The following is a 20,014-nucleotide window of genomic DNA, read 5'->3' as shown; positions in this document are numbered from 1 at the left end:
AACCCGAGATTTTCCGTTGTCTTCTACGGGAGGACCGCGGTGCCGTCCAGTTCGAGGAGGGCCTGGTCGTCCCAGAGGCGGACCACGCCGATGACCGCCATCGCCGGGTAGTCGCGGCCCGCCAGGCGGTGCCAGATGCGGCCCAGTTCGGGGGCGTGTTCCCGGTAGGCCGCCACGTCCACCGCGTACACCGTCACCCGCGCCAGGTCCGCCGGGGTGCCGCCCGATGCGGCCAGGGCCGTCAGGAGGTTGGTCAGGGCCACCTCGAACTGTTCCGGCAGGGTGTCCCCGACCACCTTGCCCGCGCCGTCCAGGGCGGTCTGGCCCGCCAGGAAGAGCAGCCGGGTGCCCGTCGCCGCCACCGCGTGGGAGAAGCCCGTCGGGGGTGAGAGGGTCGGGGGGTTGATCCGCCGGATTGCGGTCGTGTCGTCGTCGGGGGTCGTCATGGGGTCGCCGCCGTTGCACGCAGGGGCCCGTACAGGCTCTTCGCGATGATGCCGCGTTGCACCTCGCTCGCCCCCTCGTAGATCCGCGGTGCCCGCACCTCCCGGTAGAGGTGTTCCAGGAGGTGGCCCCGCCGGAGGGCCACGGCCCCGTGCAGTTGGACCGCGTGGTCCACCACGTACTGGGCCGTCTCCGTGGCCAGCAGTTTCGCCATCGCCGCGCGGCGTGGGACCTCCGGGGAGGCGGGGTCCCGGTCGTAGGCCCCGGCCGCCGCGTAGACCAGCAGCCGGGCCGCCTCCGTGCGGGTGGCCATCTCGGCCACCCGGTGCGCCACCGCCTGGAGGTCGCTCAGCGTCCCGCCGAAGGCGGCCCGGTCGGCCGTGTGGGCGAGCGTGGCGTCGAGCGCGGCCCGGGCCATCCCCACCGCGAACGCGCCGACGCTCGGCCGGAAGAGGTTCAGGGTGTCCATTGCGACCCGGAAGCCCCTCCCCGGCTCGCCGAGGAGGTCCTTGCCGGTGACCGGGACGCCGTCGAAGGTGAGGGAGCCGATGGGGTGCGGGGACAGCATGTCGAGTGGTTCTCCGGAGAGGCCGGGGCGGTCCGCCGGGACCAGGAAGGCGGACACCCCCTTCGCCCCCGGGCCCTCACCCGTTCGGGCGAACACGGTGTAGAAATCCGCCTGCGGGGCGTTGGAAATCCAGCACTTCTCCCCGCTGAGCCGCCACCCGCCCCGCCCGCCGGGCTCCGGTACGGCCGCCAGCGCCAGCGCCCCCGCGTCCGAGCCCGCCCCCGGCTCGCTCAGCGCGAAGCCCGCCACCGCCCGCCCGGCGCGCACCGCCGGCAGCCAGCGTTCCCGCTGGGCCCCGCTGCCCGCCCGCAGGACCGGGTGGGCCCCGAGTCCCTGGAGGGCGAGGGCGGTCTCGGCCTCCGTACAGCCGTAGGCGAGGGATTCGCGCAGCAGGCACAGGTCCAGCGCGCCCGACGCGAACACCCGCTCCAGCAGGCCCAGCTCACCCAGCTCCGCCAGCAGGGGCCGGTTGACCCGCCCCGGCTCCCCCTTCTCGGCCAGCGGCCTCAGCCGGTCGGCCGCCAGTGCGCGCAACTGCCCGCACCACGCCTCCTGGTCCGCCCCGAGCGCGAATCCGGTCATCCGAATGTCCCCGCTTCTATCGCGTCCTGTTGACTGCCGTCACCATCACGATACGCTCGTCAGCGTAATGGCACGGCCGGCTCCAACCCATACCCCGGACCGTTGCAAGGGGGCGAACCCGCCTTGGAACTCAAGCCATCCGCTCACGCCGACACCTTCGCCCGCGACCATCTGCCGCCCGCCGACAGCTGGCCGGAACTCCTCTTCGAGCTGCCCGAACTGGCCTATCCCGATCGCCTGAACTGCGGGGCCGAGCTGCTGGACGCCACCATCGAACGGTTCGGGCCCGAGCGCCCGGCCTTCCGCGGCGCCGCCGGCGAGATGTGGACGTACGGCGGGCTGCGCCGGCGCGTGGACCGCCTCGCCCACGTGCTCACTGTCGATCTCGGTGTGGTCCCCGGCAACCGGGTGCTCCTGCGCGGACCGACCGGCCCCTGGCTCGCCGCGTGCTGGCTCGCGGTGATGAAGGCGGGCGCGGTGGCGGTGACCGTCCTGCCCCAGCAACGGGCGCAGGAGCTGGCAACGGTCTGCGCGATGGCCCGGGTGGGGCACGCCCTGTGCCACACCGGGGCGCTGGACGACCTGGTCAAGGCCGAGGTCCCGGGGCTGCGGATCACCGCGTACGGGGGCGAGGACCCGGACGATCTGCTGCGGCTGGCCGAGCGGCACGACGGGGTGCCCTACCCGGCCGTGGAAACCTCCGCGGACGACGTCGCCCTGATCGCCTTCACCTCCGGCACCACCGGGCGCCCCAAGGGCTGCATGCACTTCCACCGCGACCTCCTCTCGGTGGCCGACACCTTCTCCCGTACGGTCCTGCGTCCCCGCCCGGACGACGTCTTCGCGGGCAGTCCGCCGCTCGGTTTCACCTTCGGTCTGGGCGGGCTGGTCGTCTTCCCGCTGCGGGCGGGCGCGTCCGCGCTGCTGCTGGAGGAGGCGACGCCGCGGCACCTGCTGCCCGCCCTCGCCCGGCACCGGGTGACGGTGCTGTTCACGGCGCCCACCGCCTACCGGGCGATGCTCGACGCGCTGGGCCCGTACGACGTGGGCGTGTACGACCTCTCCGCGCTGCGCCGCTGCGTCTCGGCCGGGGAGAACCTGCCCGCCGCGACCTGGCAGGCCTGGTACGAGCGCACCGGCCTGCGGATCATCAACGGCATCGGGGCCACGGAGCTGCTGCACATCTTCATCTCCGCCGCCGACGAGGACATCCGGCCGGGTACGACCGGACGGGTGGTTCCGGGCTGGCAGGCCCGGGTGGTGGACGGCTCCGGCCGGCCGGTCGCGGACAACGAGCCGGGGCTGCTGGCGGTGCGCGGCCCGGTGGGCTGCCGCTACCTGGCCGATCCGCGGCAGGGGGAGTACGTACGGGACGGCTGGAACCTGACCGGCGACACCTACGTGCGTGATCCGGAGGGCTACTTCCGCTACGTCGCCCGCGCCGACGACATGATCATCTCGGCGGGCTACAACATCGCGGGCCCGGAGGTGGAGGAAGCCCTGCTGCGCCACCCGGACGTGGTGGAGGCCGCGGTGGTGGGCCGCCCGGACGAGCGACGGGGACAGATCGTGGTCGCGTACACCGTCACGCGTGAGGGTGTGGTGCTCACGGAGGAGGACCTGCGCGCCTTCATGCGGAGCGAGCTGGCCCCGCACAAGTGCCCGCGCTCCTTCGTCTTCGTGCCGGCCCTGCCCCGGACCGCGACGGGCAAGCTGCAACGCTTCCGGCTGCGCGATCTAGAGTGAACCCGTGGTCGAGCAGCACACCCCGCGATCCCTGATCGTCACGTTCTACGGAGCCTACGGGCGGGCCTTCGAGGGCCCGGTCCCGGTGTCGGCGCTGATCCGCCTGCTGGGCGCGGCCGGCGTGGACGCCCCGTCGGTCCGCTCGTCGGTGTCCCGGCTGAAGCGGCGCGGCTTCCTGCTGCCCGGGCGCGCGGCGGACGGCTCGGCGGCGTACGAGCTCTCCGAGGAGGCGCGGCAGCTGCTGGACGACGGCGACCGGCGGATCTACGGCGGCCCGCCGCCCTCCGACGAGTGGCTGGTGGCGGTGTTCTCCGTCCCCGAGCAGGAGCGGCACAAGCGGCACCTGCTGCGCTCCCGGCTGACCCGGCTCGGCTTCGGCGCGGTGGCGCCGGGCGTGTGGATCGCGCCGGCCGGGCTGGCGGAGGAGACGGGGCACACGCTGGAGCGCCTGCACCTGACCCCGTACGTGGAGCTGTTCCGGGGCGCCCACCTCGGCTTCGCGCCGACGGCGGAGGCCGTGGCCCGCTGGTGGGACCTGACCTCCCTGGCCAAGCAGCACGAGGAGTTCCTCGACCTGCACGAACCGGCCCTGCGCGCCCTCCAGTCGGGCCCGGACCCGACCCCGGAGGAGGCGTACCGCGGCTATCTGCTCGCCCTGGACAGCTGGCGCCGCCTCCCGTACGCCGACCCGGGCCTGCCGCGCGGCCTGCTCCCGGCGGACTGGCCGGGCGACCGCGCGGCGGCCGTATTCGCCGAACTGCACGCCCGGCTGCGGGACTTGGGCGGACAGTTCGCGCAACCGTGAACGCCCCGGTCATGGCCAAAAAGCGGGTGGGCGGAGGTCCCGGGCCGCGCCACGATGGGCCATGACCTGGACCTTCACTTCAGACCTGACGGCCTATCTGGCCGCGGCGGGACCGGCCGTGGCCGCGCAGCCCGTTTCCAATACGACCCTGCTGACCGTGGCTGACGCGCTGGAGCGGCGCGGGATCGCCGCCTACGGCTCCGACGCGCCCTTCTTCGGCTGGTGGACCGGAGCCGACGGAACCGTTGCCGGGGGCCTGTTGTGCACCCCGCCGTTCCCGCTGCTCCTCAGCGCGGTGCCGGAGGAGGCGGTCCGGGAGCTCGGGGCCGCCCTCGCCACCGAGCCGCTGCTCGCCGGGCTCCACGGGATCAACGCCCGCCGCGCGGACGCGGAGGCGCTGGCCGACGCCTGGGGGCGGCCCACCCGGTACGCGGAGGAGATCCGCCTGTACCGGCTGGCCGGGCTGCTCCCCCCGGACCCGGCGCCCGCCGGAGGGGCCCGGCTCGCCGCCGAGGCGGACCTGCCGCTGCTGGTCGAGTGGATCGACGCCTTCAACGCCGAGGCCGACGTGCCTGGCTCCGCCTCCGAGGCGGTCCTGCGCGACCGCATCTCGTACGGCGGCATCCTGCTCTGGGAGCACGAGGGCGCCCCGGTCTCGCTGGCCTCCTTCAACCGCCCGATCGGCTCGGCCGCCCGCGTCGGCCCGGTCTACACCCCGCCGGCGCTCCGCGGCCGCGGCTACGCCGCCGGCGTCACGCACGCGGTGAGCGAAGCGGCGTACGCGTCCGGCGCCTCGGAGGTCCTCCTCTTCACGGACCTCGCCAACCCCACCAGCAACGGCGTCTACCTGCGCCTGGGCTACACCCCGGTCGAGGACCGCGCCGAGGTCGTACCGGCGTAGACGGCTCAGCCGCGTCCCGTGGGCGGCTTGCGGCTGCCCGCGCGGTAGGGGGCGGGCCACGGGGCGGCCGGGCCCTCGTAGGACTGGTCGGCGGCCGCGTGCAGGGTCCAGTGCGGGTCGTACAGGTGGGGGCGGCCGACGGCGCAGAGGTCGGCGCGGCCGGCCAGGAGCAGGGAGTTGACGTCGTCCCAGGAGGAGAGGGCGCCGACCGCGATGACGGGGACCCCCAGCGCGTTGCGGATCCGGTCGGCGTAGGGGGTCTGGTACGAGCGCCCGTACTCCGGGACCTCGTCCGCGACGACCTGGCCGGTCGAGACGTCGATGGCGTCCGCGCCGTGGGCGGCGAACGCGGCCGCGATCTCCACCGCCTCCTCGGGTGAGGTGCCGCCCGGCGCCCAGTCGGTGGCCGAGAGCCGGACCGTCATCGGGCGGTCCGCGGGCCAGACGGCGCGGACCGCGTCGAAGACCTCCAGCGGGAAGCGCAGCCGGTTCTCCAGGGGGCCGCCGTAGGCGTCGGTGCGCCGGTTGGTCAGCGGGGAGAGGAACCCGGAGAGCAGGTAGCCGTGGGCGCAGTGCAGTTCCAGCAGGTCGAACCCGCAGTCGGCGGCGCGGACGGCGGCCGCCGCGAACTCGGAGCGGAGCGCCGGCAGGTCCGCCTCGGCGAGGGCGCGCGGGACCGCCGAGACGCCCGGCCGGTAGGGCAGCGCCGAGGCGGCCACCAACGGCCAGTTGCCGTGCGGCAGCGGATCGTCCATCCCCTCCCACATCACGCGGGTGGAGCCCTTGCGCCCCGAGTGCCCGAGCTGGACGCCGAGCGCGGTCCCGGGCGCGGAGGTGTGGACGAAGTCGGTGATCCGCCGCCAGGCCGCCGCCTGCTCCTGGTTGTACAGCCCGGTGCAGCCGGGGGTGATCCGGCCCTCGGCGCTGACGCAGACCATCTCCGTCATCACCAGCCCCGCCCCGCCGAGGGCCCTGGCGCCCAGGTGCACGAGGTGGAAGTCCCCCGGGACGCCCTCCTCGGCCGCGTACATGTCCATCGGCGATACGACGACCCGGTTGCGCAGGGTCAGTCCCCGCAGCGTGAAGGGGGTGAACATGGGCGGGGTCGCCTCGTCCGGGCAGCCGAAGTCCCGTTCCACCGCGCGCGTGAACCGCTCGTCGCGCAGCCGCAGGTTGTCGTGGGTGACCCGCCGGCTGCGCGTGAGCAGGTTGAAGGCGAACTGCCGGGCGGGCTGTTCCACGTAGCCGGCGATCTCCTCGAACCAGCGCATGCTGGCGGCCGCCGCCCGCTGCGTGCTGGCGACCGCGGGCCGCCGGGCCGCCTCGTACGCCGCGAGGGCCGCCGGTACGTCCGCCTCCGCGGCCACCGCTTCGGTGAGCGCGAGGGCGTCCTCCACGGCGAGCTTGGTGCCCGAGCCGATGGAGAAGTGGGCGGTGTGCGCGGCGTCGCCGAGCAGGACCACGTTGCCGTGCGACCAGCGCGCGTTGACGACGGTGCGGAAGGCGGTCCACGCCGAGCGGTTCCCGCGCAGCGGCCGGCCCCGCAGGGCCTCGCTGAAGATCTTGCCGCAGCGGGCCGCCGACTCGGTCTCGTCGCACAGGTCGAGGCCCGCCGCCCGCCACACCTCCTCCCGCATCTCGACGATCACCGTGGAGGCGTCGGCCGCGTAGGGGTAGGCGTGCAGTTGCATCGCCCCGTGCTCGGTTTCCGCGATCTCGAAGCGGAAGGCCTCGAAGGCGAAGTCCGCGGCGAGCCAGATGTACCTGCAGCGGCCGCTCGTCACCGTCGGCCCGAAGTGCGCGGCCCCGGCCTCGCGGGCCGCGCTGTGCACCCCGTCCGCCGCGACCACCAGGTCGTACGAGGCGGAGAGGGCTTCGGCGGCGACCGGCCCGGTCCGGAAGCGGAGCCGGACGCCCAGTCCGGCGCAGCGCTCGTGGAGGATCTCCAGCAGCCGGCGCCGCCCGAGGGCGGCGAAGCCGTGGCCGCCGGAGGTCAGCATCCGGCCGCGGTGGACGATGTCCACGTCGTCCCAGCGCACGAACTCCGCGCTCAGGGCGGCGTAGACGACGGTGTCGGCCCGTTCGATGCCTCCGAGGGTCTCGTCGGAGAGCACCACCCCGAAGCCGAAGGTGTCGTCCGGCGCGCCGCGTTCCCAGACCTCGACGGTGTGGCCCTGGCGGGCCAGCAGCGCGGCGGCGTAGAGCCCGCCCGGTCCCCCGCCGACGACGGCGACCCGCAGGGCGTCCGCGGACATCCGGTCACCTGCCCTTCCACTGCGGCGGCCGCTTCCCGGTGAAGGCCGCGTGGAACTCCGCGTAGTCCTCGCCGTTCATCAGCAGGGCCTGGGTGGCCGCGTCCATCTCCACGGACGCGCCCAGCGGCATGTCGAGTTCGGCGGTGAGCAGCGCCTTGGTCTGCGCGTAGGCGAGGGCGGGGCCGGCCGCCAGGTGCGCGGCGAGTTCCGCGGCCCGTACGTGGGCCTTGCCCTCCTCGGTGAGCTCGGACAGCAGGCCGATCCGCTCGGCCTCGGGCGCCCGTACGGGCTCTCCGAGCATCAGCAGGCGGGTGGCGTGGCCGAGGCCGACGACGCGGGGCAGCAGATAGGCGGCGCCCATGTCGCCGCCGGAGAGGCCGACGCGGGTGAAGAGGAAGGCGAAGCGGGCGCTGGGGTCGGCGATGCGGAAGTCGGCGGCGAGCGCGAGGACGGCTCCGGCCCCGGCGGCCACCCCGTGCACGGCGGCGATCACCGGGAAGGGGCATTCGCGGATGGCGCGGACGACCTGGCCGGTCATCCGGTTGAAGTCGAGGAGTTGGGCGGTGTCCATGGCGAGGGTGGCGCCGATGATCTCGTCCACGTCCCCGCCGGAGCAGAAGCCGCGCCCCTCGCCGCCGAGCACGAGGGCGCGTACGGAACGCTCACGGGACAGTTCGGCCAGCAGATCGCGCAGGTCGGCGTAGGCGCCGAAGGTGAGCGCGTTCAGCTTGTCGGGGCGGTCGAAGGTGACGGTGGCCACGCCGTCCTGCCGGGTCACCCGGAGGTGCTGCCACCGTTCTGTCGCTTCTGTGGAACCGGTGAAGGGGCTCACATCCACGACGGTATCACTGGATCGTGACCGCCGTCACAGAAGCGCGACATCCGGGTGGCCCGCGACGCCAGACGCACCGAAGGTCCCGAACCTGCGGCGTCCGTGGTCCCTCGCGGCTGCGTCGGGGTGCCCTACAGGGGTGGATTTCGACTTCGTATGGTTGAAACCAGGAGCTCTCCCCCTCCACCCCCTGCCTCGCCTCGCCTCGCCTCCCGGAAGGGACGGTACGCCCATGCCCGACGCCTCCGCCTGGCGGATCGCCCTGCCCCACACGGCGGCCGCCGTACCGATCGCCCGCGCCCTCGTCCGTACCGCGCTGGCCGACATCGACGAGCCCGCCGACAGCGACACGGCGGAGCTGCTCACCGCCGAACTGGTCGCCAACGCCGTGGAGCACACCAGCTCCGGGGCGCCGATCGAACTGGTCGTGGAGCTGCTGGAGAGCGGCTGCCAGGTCGAGGTGCACGACGGCGATCCGCGGCCGCCCGGCGATCTCGCGGCCCGACCGGACGACACCCATCCCGACCCCTGGCAGGAGCACGGCCGCGGCCTGCTGCTGATCCGCACCCTGAGCTCCGCCTGCGGCCACCGCCCGACCGCGCACGGCAAGGCGGTGTGGTTCACCCTGCCGGCGCGGCCCGCCGCGGTCTGATCATCGGCCCGCTCTACGGCATGACTATGCGCCGGGCTTCGCGAGCGTGGCGACGAGCACGGCCTTGATGGTGTGCAGACGGTTCTCGGCCTCGTCGAAGACGACGGAGTGCGCGGACTCGAACACCTCGTCCGTCACCTCCAGCGATTCCAGCCCGTGCCGCTCGCGGATCTCCCGGGCCACCTTGGTGCCGAGGTCGTGGAAGGCCGGCAGGCAGTGCATGAACTTCACGTCCGGGTTCCCGGTGGCGCGCAGCACGTCCATGGTCACCGCGTACGGGGACAGGACCGCGATCCGCTCGTCCCAGACCTCCTTGGGCTCGCCCATGGACACCCAGATGTCGGTGATGACGAAGTCGGCCTGGGCCACGCCCTCGTCGATCTGCTCCGTCAGGGTGATCCGGGCCCCGCTCCGCGCGGCGAGCTCGCGCGCCGCCGCGACGACGGGCTCGGCGGGCCAGTAGGCCCGCGGCGCGACGATGCGCACGTCCATGCCCAGCAGCGCGCCGGTCACCAGGTAGGAGTTGCCCATGTTGAAGCGGGCGTCGCCGAGGTAGGCGAAGGAGATCCGCTCCAGCGGCTTGGCGCAGTGCTCGGTCATGGTGAGGACGTCGGCCAGCATCTGGGTGGGGTGCCAGTCGTCGGTGAGGCCGTTGAAGACGGGCACACCGGCGTACGCGGCGAGCTCCTCGACGGCGTCCTGGCTGTCGCCCCGGTACTCGATCCCGTCGAACATCCGGCCGAGCACCCGGGCGGTGTCCTTCACGGACTCCTTGTGACCCATCTGCGAGCCGGAGGGGTCGAGGTAGGTGGTGCGGGCCCCCTGGTCCGCGGCGGCGACCTCGAAGGCGCAGCGGGTGCGCGTCGAGGTCTTCTCGAAGATCAGCGCGATGTTCCTGCCCCGGAGCGCGGGCTGCTCGGTACCGGCCTTCTTGGCCGCCTTGAGCTCGGCGGCGAGCTCGATCAGGCCGCGGAACTCGGCGGCGGTGAAGTCGAGCTCCTTGAGGAAACTGCGGCCTGCGAGGTCGGTGGCCATGGGGTCGCTCCAGCGTCACGGTGACAGGGGATGTTGGAAGTCTATACGATCCACTGCATTGATATACAGAAAAGTGATCGCTGCCTCATGCGACCACCACGGGTACCGCACCGCACCGCGCCGCCCCACCGGTCCGCACCGCCCACCGCGCCCGCTCCCCCGCACCCGGCCGGCCTAGGACACCGCGTCGCGCTCCACCGGGCAGCTCATGCACCGCGGTCCGCCCCGGCCCCGGCCCAGCTCGCTGCCCGGGATCTCGATGACCTCGATGCCCTCCTTCCGCAGGTGGGTGTTGGTGGTCACGTTCCGCTCGTAAGCGACCACCACCCCCGGCTCCACGGCCAGCACGTTGCACCCGTCGTCCCACTGCTCGCGCTCCGCCGAGTGCACGTCCTGCGTGGCCGTCAGCACCCGGATCGAGTCCAGTCCGAGCGCCGCCGCGATGGCCCGGTGCATGTGCTCCGGCGGGTGGTCCGTCACCTTCAGCTCGCTCGCCCCGTCGCCCGGCTCGATCGTGTAGGAGCGCAGCATGCCCAGGCCCGCGTACTGAGTGAACGTATCTCCGTCCACCATCGTCATCACCGTGTCCAGGTGCATGAAGGCCCGCCGCTTCGGCATGTCCAGCGCCACGATGCTCGTCGCCGACCCGGCCGCGAACAGGCCCCGCGCCAGCATCTCCACCGCCTGCGGGGTGGTCCGTTCGCTCATCCCGATGAGCACCGCGCCGTTGCCGATGACGAGCACGTCCCCGCCCTCGATCGTCGACGGGTAGTCCGCCTGCCCCTGCGACCAGTAGTGGAAGGCCCCGGAGGAGGTGAAGAGCGGGTGGTGCCGGTAGATCGCCTCGAAGTGGACGGTCTCGCGCTGCCGCGCCGGCCAGCGCATCGCGTTGATGGACACCCCGTCGTAGATCCATGCGGAGGTGTCCCGGGTGAACAGGTGGTTGGGCAGCGGCCCCAGCAGGAAGTCGTCCAGTTCCATGGCGTGGAAGCGCACCGACACCGGTTCGGCGTGCCGCTCCAGGAACTCGCGCTTGGTCATCCCGCCGACCAGCGCCTCGGCCAGCGCGGCCGAGCCCAGCCCGTCGAAGGCGGCCCGCAGGTGGTCGGTGGCGAGCGGCCCGTACGCCTTCTCGTCGAACACCCGGTCCAGGACGAGATGTCTCGCCTCCGGGATGTCGAGGGCCTCGCGCAGCAGGTCGCCGAAGAGGTGGACCGCCACGCCCCGGTCGCGCAGCACGTCCGCGAAGCCGTCGTGCTCCTGGCGGGCCCGGCGCACCCACAGCACGTCGTCGAAGAGGAGCGCGTCCTTGTTGCTCGGTGTGAGCCGCTTCAGCTCCAGGTCGGGCCGGTGGAGGATGACGCGGCGAAGCCGCCCGGTCTCGGAATCGACATGGAATCCCATGCCGTACACGTTCGCAGACCGGGCGGCCTTTTGACCTGGTGTCTGCTCAGCGGGGCAGAGCGAGGCCGACCAGTGCCTCCGGTGCCCCGGTCAGCTCCGGTGCGATCAGACCCAGCTCGGGCGCCTTCAGGTTCGGCACCCCGGAGTTCGAGGCGTCCGGCATCGTCAGCAGGCCGCCGACGACCAGGCCCGGAGTGCGGGCCAGCAGGTCGGTGGCCGGAGCCTCCAGGGAGCCCTCGCCGTCGGTCTCCGGCGCGCCGAGCAGGTTCGGCACCGGGGAGGTGACGAGGGTCTTGCCGAGCTCGGTGCCGATCGGGAGCACCGGGAGCAGTGGGGTGGGGAGCATCTCCCCCTTGTGGAAGCGGGGCGCCTCGGGCGCTCCGACGATCGGCACCGGCACCCCGGTGGCCAGGCGCGGGGTGTCCACGCCCAGTGTGGTCTTCACGGCGTCCAGCGGGACACCCACCGGCACCGAGTCGGCCACGGCCGGGGTGGCCGCGCCGGCCGCGGCCATACAGGTCATGAGCGCCGCAATGCTTCCGCGCGCGGTCATCTTCATAGGTGACGTTCCGTCCTTCCAGGGTCGCGGACATTCCGCTGCCCCTGGATGAACGATCCCGCCGGTGGGTTTCCCGGAGTTCTCCCCGAAAGTTCCCCCATACGACCTAATTAGCGGCCGTACGGGGGCCTTCGCTTTACCCGGCGCTTTACCCGGTGCCCGAGGGACCCGAGGTGCCCGACGGTTCAGAGCCGGGGGTCGACCGGCTCCGACTCCAGGGCGAGCACCGCGAAGACGGCCTCGTGGACCCGCCACAGCGGCTCCCCGGCTGCCAGCCGGTCCAGCGCCTCCAGCCCGAGCGCGTACTCGCGCAGGGCCAGGGAGCGCTTGTGCCCGAGGGACCGCTCGCGCAGCCTCTCCAGGTGGTCGGGGCGGGTGTACTCGGGACCGTAGATGATCCGCAGGTACTCGCGTCCGCGCACCTTGACCCCCGGCTGGACCAGGCGGCCGTTGCCGTCCCGGGCGTAGGCCTGGAGCGGCTTGACGACCATGCCCTCGCCGCCGGCGGCCGTCAGCTCCAGCCACCAGTCGGTGCCCGCCCGTACGGAGTCCTCGTCGGCGGTGTCCACCAGGATCCGGCCGGTACTGCGGAGCAGTCCGGTGCCCGCCGCCTCGTCCGCGGCGACCAGCCGGTCCAGCCAGAACAGCTGCTCGTCGTGGGGTACGGCCGCCAGCGACCGCCCGGCCGCCGCCAGCAGCTGGAACGGCGCGAACCGTACGCCGTCCAGCCCGTCGGTGGTCCAGCAGTAGCGCCGGTAGGCCTCGGTGAAGGCCACCGCGTCGGCGGCCCGGCCGCGCTGGCGCTCCAGCAGGTCGCCGGTGTCGACACCCCGGCCGGCGGCCGCCTCCAGGGCGGCGATGGCGTCGGGGAAGACGGCGCCGGAGGCCGCGCCCACGGCTGCGTACTGATTGCGCAGCAGGCCGCCCGACTTCAGGGACCAGGGCAGGAGTTCGCCGTCGATCAGCAGCCAGTCCGTGTCCAGCTCGTCCCAGAGACCGGCGTCGGCGACCGCCGCGCGGAGCCGGGCCAGGACCTCCTCGGTGACCTCGGGATCCTTGAAGAACGGCCGCCCGGTGCGGGTGTAGACCGAACCGGTCGGGCCGTCCACACCGAAGCGCTCACGGGCCGCGTCGGCGTCCTTGCAGACCAGGACGGTGGCGCGGGAGCCCATGTGCTTCTCCTCGCACACGACCTGGGCGATGCCGTCCTTGCGGTACTGCGCGAAGGCCTCCGCCGGGTGCTCCAGAAAGCCCTCATCAGCGGCTCCGCCGCGGGCGCCCTCCCGGGAAGTGGCCGTGGGCGCCATGGTCGGCGGCAGGTACGGGACCAGCCGCGGGTCCACGGCGAAGCGGCTCATGACCTCCAGCGCGGCGGCCGCGTTCTCCTCGCGCACGTTGACGTTGCCCAGGTGGCGGGTCTCCACGATCCGGCGCCCTTGGACGTCGGCCAGGTCCAGCGGGCGGCCGCCCCGTGACAAATCGAATGCAGCGCCTCCCGGCGCCTCGGCGGCCAGCGGCTTGGCCGGCTCGTACCAGACCTTCTCGGCCGGTACGTCGACCAGTTCGCGCTCGGGCCAGCGCAGGGCGGTCATCTTCCCGCCGAAGACGGCACCGGTGTCGAGGCAGATGGTGTTGTTGATCCACGAGGTGTTCGGGACCGGGGTGTGCCCGTAGACCACCACCGCCTTGCCGCGGTAGTCCTCGGCCCACGGGTAGCGCACGGGCAGGCCGAACTCGTCGGTCTCGCCGGTGGTGTCCCCGTACAGGGCGTGCGAACGCACCCGGCCGGAGGTCCGGCCGTGGTACTTCTCGGGCAGGCCGGCGTGGCAGACCACCAGCTTGCCGCCGTCGAGGACGTAGTGGCTGACGAGGCCGCGGATGAACTCCCGCACCTCCTCGACGAACTCCTCCGGCTCGTGGCCGAGCTGCTCGATGGTCTCGGCGAGGCCGTGGGTCTGCTGGACCTTGGAGCCCTTCAGGTAACGGCCGAGCTTGTTCTCGTGGTTCCCGGGCACGCACAGGGCGTTGCCGGACTTCACCATGCCCATGACGCGGCGCAGCACGCCGGGGCTGTCGGGGCCGCGGTCGACGAGGTCGCCGACGAAGACGGCGGTGCGTCCCTCGGGGTGGACTCCGTCCTCGTAGCCGAGCTTTCCGAGCAGGGTCTCCAGCTCGGAGGAACAGCCGTGGATGTCACCGACGATGTCGAAGGGTCCGGTGAGGTGCGTGAGGTCGTTGTAGCGCTTCTCCAGCACGACTTCGGCGCTCTCCGCCTCCTCGACGGAGCGCAGTACGTGCACCTTGCGGAAGCCCTCGCGCTCCAGGCCGCGCAGCGAGCGCCGCAGGTCGCGGCGGTGGCGCTGGATGACGGCGCGCGGCAGGCCGGCCCGGTCGGGGCGGGCCGCGTTGCGCTCGGCACAGACCTGTTCGGGCATGTCGAGGACGATGGCGATGGGCAGGACGTCGTGCGCGCGGGCGAGCTGCACCAGCTGCCGGCGGGCGTCGGCCTGGACGCTGGTGGCGTCGACGACGGTGCGCCGGCCGGCGGCGAGGCGCTTGCCCGCGATGTAGTGCAGGACGTCGAAGGCGTCCTTGCTGGCGCTCTGGTCGTTCTCGTCGTCGGAGACCAGGCCGCGGCAGTAGTCGGAGGAGATGACCTCGGTGGCCTTGAAGTGCTTGCGGGCGAAAGTGGACTTGCCCGATCCGGTGGCCCCGATCAGGACGACGAGGGAGAGGTCGGTCACGGGAAGTACGCGGTGGCTCTCGGTGCTGCTGGTCATGCTGCCTCGCCCTCCTTCGGGGTGTCGGTGGTGTCGGTAGTGGTGGCGTCGGTCTGGGTGAACACGGCCATCTGGGTCGGCGGGCCGACCTCGGGGTCGTCGTCTCCGACGGGCACGAAGGCGACCTCGTACCCGTGGCGGGCGGCCACCTGCCCGGCCCAGGCGCGGAACTCCTCGCGGGTCCACTCGAAGCGGTGGTCGCCGTGCCGGACGTGCCCGGCGGGCAGGGTCTCCCAGCGGACGTTGTACTCGACGTTCGGGGTGGTGACGAGGACCGTGCGGGGGCGGGCCGAGCCGAACACCGCGTACTCCAGCGCGGGCAGCCGCTCCGGGTCCAGGTGCTCGATGACCTCGCTGAGGACGGCCGCGTCATAGCCGGCGAGCCGCTTGTCGGTGTAGGCGAGCGAGCCCTGGATCAGCCGGACGCGCGCGCTCTGGCGCTCCCCCAGCCGCTCCAGCCGCAGCCGCTTGGCCGCGAGGTTCAGCGCCCGCACGGACACGTCCATGCCGACGATCTCGGTGTACGCGGGGTCCCCCAGCAGCGCCTGCACCAGCTGGCCCTGCCCGCAGCCGAGGTCGAGGACGCGGGCGGCTCCGGCCGTGCGCAGCGCGGCGAGGATCGCCTCGCGCCGCTGCACCGCGAGCGGCACGGGCCGCTCCTCGGTATCACGGTTCTCGTCGACGGCGTTGTCGATCTCCTCGACCTCGCTGCCGTCGGCCTCGGCGAGGCGGACGAGTTCCAGCCGCGCCAGGGCGTCCTGGGTCAGCCGCTTGTGGCGGGCCAGGTAGCGGGAGCTGATCAGGCCGTTCTCCGGGTGGGCGGCGAGCCATCCCTCTCCGGCGCGCAGCAGCTTGTCGACCTCGTCGGGGGCGATCCAGTAGTGCTTGGCGTCGTCGAGCACGGGCAGCAGGACGTACAGCTGGCGCAGGGCGTCGGCGAGCGGCAGCCGGCCCTCCAGGACGAGCCGTACGTACCGCGAATCCCCCCACTCGGGGAACTGCGGATCGAGAGGCACGGGTTCGGCCCGTACGAGGTCCCAGCCGAGCGGGTCGAACAGCCGGTGCACCAGCTCCGCCCCGCCGCGCGCGGGCAGCACGGGGATCTCCACGCGCAGCGGCCGCGCCTGTTCCGGGAGCTCCGGGCGCAGGGCGCACTGCCCCTTCAGGGCGGTGCGGAACACCCCGCTGAGCGCGACGGCGAGCAGTGAGGAGGCGGCGTACGGCCGGTCGTTGACGTACTGCTCGAGCGCGGCATCGGGCGCCCCGCCCCGCCCCTTGCCCTGCCCGCGCCGCACGAGCGCGACGGGATCCACCTCCAGCAGCAGCGCGGCCGTGCACCGCTCGGCCGTGGCCTCGGGGTAGAACACGTGCGCGGTGCCGTGGGAGGTGGAGAACGCCTGCGCCTTCCCGGGATGCTTGTGCAGCAGAAAGCCCAGATCGGTCGCGGGTCGTTCAGGGGAACCGGTGGTGGAGATCGTCAGGAACACACGCCCGAGTATGTGTTGAGGCTGGTCACGGGGCCAACGCGTTTTACGCGCGCCGTCACGGACCACCGAACGCCGTCCGAACGGACACGGAACTGATCTTCACATTTCCCGCACAAGAGCCGTCACCTTTTGACACTCTGCTCTGGCTCGAACACCACTGTTCTCCCTCTGCGCTCTGGAGCCCCGTGTACCCTCCGCCTCACGCCCACACGCCCTGGCAGCCGATACGACGCTGGTGGCAGCACCCGGCGCTGATCATCGCCGCTCTCATCCTGCTTCCCCCGGCGGGCATCGCACTGGCCTGGGTGAGCCAGTGGAACCAGAAGCAGAAGATCATCGCCACTGTCCTGTCGGGCCTCTGGTTCCTGGTGTTCCTCCTGTCCCCGGACTCCGCGAAGAAGACGGGCGACGACGCCAAGTCCACGACCGCCGTCACGGCGACGGTCGCGCCCAAGTCCTCGGCGCCGGCGGCCGCGACGCCGTCACCGACCCCCACCCCCGTGATGCCCTCGGTCGTCGGCACCCCCTTCGCCGAGGCCGAGAAGGCCGTGGAGGCCCTGCTCGACACCGAGTTGACCGCCCGCAGCGCGTACGAGGACGTGACGCCGGCCGCCGACCACACGAAGTGGGTCGTCTGCTTCCAGGAGCCCGCGGCGGGCACTGCACTCGCTTCGAAGTCCGTCCCGGCGACCGTCCACCTCGTCGCGGCCGGTACGACGTGCCCGACCGAGAAGGGCACCCTCCTGCGCCCGAAGCCCACGCCCACGCCCACGCCCACGGCGGACAACGGCGACTCGGGCAGCTCCTCGGGGGGCTCCGGCAGCTCCTCGGGCGGGTCGGGCAGCGTCGGCACCATCAAGCCCGGCGCGTTCTGCTCCCCCGCCGGAGCCACCGGCACGTACAACGGGCGCATCTACACCTGTCGGGACAAGCACTGGCGTCAGTAGCCGAGGACGTCGGCGCCCAACTCCGCGATGCGGTCGGGGCCGATGCGGCAGCAGCCGCCGATGAGGCGGGCGCCCGTGCGGTGCCAGGCGTCGGTGGGCCAGGGGGACGGGGTGGCGGGGGCGTGCCAGGTGCCGGTGGCAGCCTCCCAGACGGAGCCGTCGTTGGGGTAGGCCAGGAGAGGTTTGTCGGTGGTGGCGGCCGCGGCTTCCAGGGCGGGCAGGACGTCCGCCGGGTCGCAGCAGTTGACGCCTACGGCGATGACCTGCGGGGATCGGGCGGCAAGGGCGAAGGTCTCGGGGAGGGGTGCGCCGGAGCGGGTGCGGCCGGCGGCGACGGTGAGGCCGAGCCAGGCCGGGGCGCCCGTCTCGGCGAGGACGGTGAGCAGGGCCTCGGCCTCGTCAGGGTCGGGGATGGTCTCCAGCGCGAGGACGTCGGGGCCCGCGGCGAGCAGGGCCTCGATGCGGGGGCGGTGGAAGGCGGCGAGCTCGCGCACGCTCAGGCCGTACCGGCCGCGGTACTCGGAGCCGTCCGCGAGCACCGCACCGTACGGGCCCACGGAGGCGGCCACCCACACCTCGTGGTCGGCGGCGTCGGCCGCGCGGGCGGCGAGGCCGACGCTGCGGCGCAGCAGGGCGGTGGTGGCGGCGCGGTCGTGGCCGCGGGCGGCGAAGGCCTCGTAGCCGATCTGGTAGCTCGCGGTGATCAGCACCTCGGCGCCGGCCCGCGCGTACGCCGTGTGGGCGGCCTCCACCTGGTCCGGGCGCTCGGCGAGCACCCGGGCCGTCCAGAGGCCGCCGGACAGGTCGCAGCCCTGGGCGGCGAGCTGGTTGCTCAGCCCGCCGTCCAGGAGCACCGTCCTGCGGGCCAGGGCTTCGGCGAGCGGGCCGGACGCGCGCGGCACGGGTGTGTCCTTCCGGCTCAGCCGAGCTGGGAGAGCACCTGGGCCGAGATCAGCTCCAGGTGGTCCAGGTCGTCGAGGTCGAGCAGCTGGAGGTAGACGCGGGAGGAGCCGATGGCCTCGTAGGCCCCGATCTTCTCCACGACCTCGGCCGGGGAGCCGGCCAGGCCGTTGGCCTTGAGCTCGTCCACCTCACGGCCGATGGCGGCGGCCCGGCGGGCCACCTCGGCGTCGTCCTTGCCCACGCAGACCACGAGGGCGTTGGAGTAGACGAGGTCGTCGGCCTTGCGCCCGGCCTCCTCGACGGCCTTCCGGACCCGGCCGAACTGCCGCTCGCTGTCGGCGATCGACGCGAACGGCATGTTGAACTCGTCCGCGTACCGCGCGGCGAGCCGCGGAGTGCGCCGGGCTCCGTGGCCGCCGATGAGGACGGGCACCTTGGCCTGGAGGGGCTTGGGGAGCGCGGGCGAGTTCTCCACCTGGTAGTGGCTGCCCGCGTAGTCGAAGGTGGCGCCGACCTCGGTGGCCCACAGGCCGGTGATGACGGCCAGCTGCTCCTCCAGCCGGGCCATCCGCTCCGCGGGGAAGGGGATTCCGTACGCCTTGTGCTCCTCCTCGAACCAGCCCGCGCCCAGGCCCAGTTCGACCCGGCCGCCGGACATGTGGTCGACCTGGGCCACCTGGATGGCGAGGACGCCGGGCAGCCGGAAGGTGCCGGCCGTCATCAGCGTGCCCAGCCGGATCCGGCGGGTCTCGCGGGCGAGGCCGGCGAGGGTGATCCAGGCGTCGGTGGGGCCGGGCAGGCCGTCGGCCGAACCCATCTTCAGATAGTGGTCGGAGCGGAAGAACGCATCGAAGCCCAGGTCCTCGGTGGCCTTGGCGACGGTCAGGAGGGTGTCGTAGCTCGCGCCCTGCTGGGGCTCGGTGAAAATGCGAAGATCCATGCACCCATCCTGCCTCGCCGAGCCACACCGGGGCGGCTCCCCCGTCCCACCCCGGCAGGGTGAATCTGCGTCAACCGGACGGCCCACCGCAGGCCCCGCCAGTGACCAGCCCGGATGGGGATCGTTGGCTCGGACGGAGCCGGACCGCCCGGCCCGCGCGCCGGCGGCCTTTCGCCGGTGCGTCCACCGCCCCCTTCCGCATCGGAAGGGCCAGGGCCGAGGAGGCCGCCATGTCCCATGAGTCCGTGCCGGAGACCTGCCGACAGGACGGACAGACCGGACAGGCAGCACACGACCATGCGTGCCAGGAGTCCGCGGCACCCGCCCAGGGCGGCGCGCCGAAGGGCCTGCTGCAGCAGATGGAAGAGTTGATGGCGGCGCTGAACGCCGACCTCTCGCAGCTCGACGCCGACCTCCAGTCCTCCACGGACCGTGCTCCGGGCACCCCGGACACCACCACCGGCAGCCACGGCAGCCGCGCCGCCGAGAGCGAGCGCCCCTCCTACCGGTCGTACTGACCGTGCGGGTCCCGCCGCGCGCGGCGGGACCCCAGCCAGATCACCCGTATCGCCCGGTATCGCCCGCTCAGGCCACGCCCGACGCGGAACCCCGCTCGCGCACCGCCATCCGGCGCAGGAGCGCCCGTACCCGGTCGCTCGACTCGTCCGCCGCGTCGATCGACTCTATGCACTGCCAGTACAGCGCCTCGTCGTCCGTCCCGCAGGCCACCCCGACCAGGGCTATGCCCACTTCGCCGAGGAGCGCCTGGAGTCCGAGCAGCGCCTGCCGCAGATCCGACACCTCCGTCAGCTGGGCCGCCCGCGGCGGATACTCGGGCGCGCTGCCCTCTCCGCGCAGGGCCGCCCGGTCGATCACCCCACACCCTCTGCCTCCCGCTTCCCCCAGTCCTCGTGCCTCCGATCTCAGCTCCGGCGGCCCGGTGACCGCCAGATAACCCCCTACGCCCTGCGCGAGCGCCTGGGCCTGCCAGGCCTCGCCCACGATGTCCCACGCAGCCCCGCTCTGTGCCAGCGCGTGCCGGCCGGCCGCGATGAGCCGTACCGCATCCATATGCCGTCCCCCGTCCGCACGACATCCCGCCGTTCTCACCACTACCCAGAGTGAGGGCAACGAGTCAGTAAAGCCAGGGGTATTCGGAAAATGTGGACACAAA

At 73.1% G+C, this 20,014-nt stretch carries 18 protein-coding genes; 6 read left to right on the top strand and 12 right to left on the bottom strand.

The window, feature by feature from the left end; translation table 11 throughout:
- Positions 1–23: 23 nt before the first annotated feature.
- Entirely contained in the window at positions 24–446 is a 423-nt protein-coding gene (locus tag ACGFYU_RS18295; protein ID WP_393828311.1) for a RidA family protein, read from the bottom strand.
- Positions 443–1,594: an acyl-CoA dehydrogenase family protein gene (locus tag ACGFYU_RS18290; RefSeq protein ID WP_393828310.1), complete on the bottom strand. Its 1,152-nt coding sequence runs from the start codon at positions 1,592–1,594 to the stop codon at positions 443–445. Before ACGFYU_RS18290 ends, ACGFYU_RS18295 begins: the two co-directional genes overlap by 4 nt.
- 123 nt (positions 1,595–1,717) lie before the next feature.
- Between ACGFYU_RS18290 and ACGFYU_RS18285 the strand changes: the two genes are divergently transcribed.
- From ACGFYU_RS18285 to ACGFYU_RS18275, 3 genes are all read left to right on the top strand, one after another.
- Complete coding sequence (locus ACGFYU_RS18285) at positions 1,718–3,340, top strand: AMP-binding protein (protein WP_393828309.1); 1,623 nt, start codon at positions 1,718–1,720, stop codon at positions 3,338–3,340.
- Positions 3,341–3,344: 4 nt separating this feature from the next.
- Positions 3,345–4,145 carry a PaaX family transcriptional regulator C-terminal domain-containing protein gene (locus ACGFYU_RS18280; RefSeq protein WP_393828308.1) on the top strand — a complete coding sequence of 267 codons (801 nt, stop codon included), beginning with the start codon at positions 3,345–3,347 and terminating at the stop codon, positions 4,143–4,145.
- 61 nt (positions 4,146–4,206) lie between these two features.
- A complete protein-coding gene (locus ACGFYU_RS18275; protein WP_393828307.1) occupies positions 4,207–5,046 on the top strand; it encodes a GNAT family N-acetyltransferase in 840 nt (279 codons plus the stop codon).
- A gap of 5 nt (positions 5,047–5,051) precedes the next feature.
- Here the strand turns inward: ACGFYU_RS18275 and ACGFYU_RS18270 are convergent, their stop codons facing one another.
- Positions 5,052–7,301 carry a bifunctional salicylyl-CoA 5-hydroxylase/oxidoreductase gene (locus ACGFYU_RS18270; protein ID WP_393828306.1) on the bottom strand — a complete coding sequence of 750 codons (2,250 nt, stop codon included), beginning with the start codon at positions 7,299–7,301 and terminating at the stop codon, positions 5,052–5,054.
- A 4-nt stretch (positions 7,302–7,305) separates the two neighbouring features.
- The gene (locus ACGFYU_RS18265) at positions 7,306–8,133 is read right to left on the bottom strand and encodes an enoyl-CoA hydratase family protein (RefSeq protein ID WP_393828305.1); all 828 of its coding nucleotides are present in this window, start codon (positions 8,131–8,133) and stop codon (positions 7,306–7,308) included.
- Positions 8,134–8,365: 232 nt separating this feature from the next.
- On the opposite strand from ACGFYU_RS18265, the gene ACGFYU_RS18260 reads away from it, so the two are divergent.
- Positions 8,366–8,785, top strand: a complete 420-nt coding sequence (locus ACGFYU_RS18260) for an ATP-binding protein (protein ID WP_393828304.1) — start codon at positions 8,366–8,368, stop codon at positions 8,783–8,785.
- Positions 8,786–8,809: 24 nt separating this feature from the next.
- Here the strand turns inward: ACGFYU_RS18260 and argF are convergent, their stop codons facing one another.
- The 5 genes from argF to ACGFYU_RS18235 all read right to left on the bottom strand — a co-directional run bounded on the left by argF (position 8,810) and on the right by ACGFYU_RS18235 (position 16,050).
- A complete protein-coding gene (gene argF / locus ACGFYU_RS18255) occupies positions 8,810–9,820 on the bottom strand; it encodes an ornithine carbamoyltransferase (RefSeq protein WP_393828303.1) in 1,011 nt (336 codons plus the stop codon).
- A 174-nt stretch (positions 9,821–9,994) separates the two neighbouring features.
- The gene (locus ACGFYU_RS18250; protein WP_393828302.1) at positions 9,995–11,224 is read right to left on the bottom strand and encodes an arginine deiminase; all 1,230 of its coding nucleotides are present in this window, start codon (positions 11,222–11,224) and stop codon (positions 9,995–9,997) included.
- Positions 11,225–11,270: 46 nt separating this feature from the next.
- Positions 11,271–11,777, bottom strand: coding sequence for a hypothetical protein (locus ACGFYU_RS18245; protein ID WP_393828301.1), 507 nt, complete (start codon positions 11,775–11,777; stop codon positions 11,271–11,273).
- Between the two features lie 191 nt (positions 11,778–11,968).
- Positions 11,969–14,563 carry a polynucleotide kinase-phosphatase gene (locus tag ACGFYU_RS18240; protein WP_393828300.1) on the bottom strand — a complete coding sequence of 865 codons (2,595 nt, stop codon included), beginning with the start codon at positions 14,561–14,563 and terminating at the stop codon, positions 11,969–11,971.
- Positions 14,560–16,050: a 3' terminal RNA ribose 2'-O-methyltransferase Hen1 gene (locus ACGFYU_RS18235; protein WP_393828299.1), complete on the bottom strand. Its 1,491-nt coding sequence runs from the start codon at positions 16,048–16,050 to the stop codon at positions 14,560–14,562. Before ACGFYU_RS18235 ends, ACGFYU_RS18240 begins: the two co-directional genes overlap by 4 nt.
- 185 nt (positions 16,051–16,235) lie before the next feature.
- On the opposite strand from ACGFYU_RS18235, the gene ACGFYU_RS18230 reads away from it, so the two are divergent.
- Entirely contained in the window at positions 16,236–16,997 is a 762-nt protein-coding gene (locus ACGFYU_RS18230; protein ID WP_393828298.1) for a PASTA domain-containing protein, read from the top strand.
- On the opposite strand, the gene mmuM is transcribed toward ACGFYU_RS18230, so the two are convergent.
- A complete protein-coding gene (gene mmuM / locus ACGFYU_RS18225) occupies positions 16,991–17,899 on the bottom strand; it encodes a homocysteine S-methyltransferase (protein ID WP_393828297.1) in 909 nt (302 codons plus the stop codon). The two genes, ACGFYU_RS18230 and mmuM, sit on opposite strands and share 7 nt — an antisense overlap.
- A 17-nt stretch (positions 17,900–17,916) precedes the next feature.
- Complete coding sequence (locus ACGFYU_RS18220) at positions 17,917–18,840, bottom strand: LLM class F420-dependent oxidoreductase (RefSeq protein ID WP_393828296.1); 924 nt, start codon at positions 18,838–18,840, stop codon at positions 17,917–17,919.
- Between the two features lie 230 nt (positions 18,841–19,070).
- Here ACGFYU_RS18220 and ACGFYU_RS18215 point away from each other — a divergent pair, with 230 nt between their 5' ends.
- Positions 19,071–19,358 carry a hypothetical protein gene (locus tag ACGFYU_RS18215; protein ID WP_393828295.1) on the top strand — a complete coding sequence of 96 codons (288 nt, stop codon included), beginning with the start codon at positions 19,071–19,073 and terminating at the stop codon, positions 19,356–19,358.
- A 67-nt stretch (positions 19,359–19,425) separates the two neighbouring features.
- On the opposite strand, the gene ACGFYU_RS18210 is transcribed toward ACGFYU_RS18215, so the two are convergent.
- Positions 19,426–19,911: a DUF6099 family protein gene (locus tag ACGFYU_RS18210; protein WP_393828294.1), complete on the bottom strand. Its 486-nt coding sequence runs from the start codon at positions 19,909–19,911 to the stop codon at positions 19,426–19,428.
- Positions 19,912–20,014 lie beyond the last annotated feature (103 nt).

It is taken from the genome of Streptomyces sp. NPDC048337 (assembly GCF_043201175.1).
Classification (GTDB): domain Bacteria; phylum Actinomycetota; class Actinomycetes; order Streptomycetales; family Streptomycetaceae; genus Streptomyces.
The sequence above is the reverse complement of the archived record's forward strand: the minus strand, read 5'-3'. Positions and strand labels throughout refer to the sequence as shown.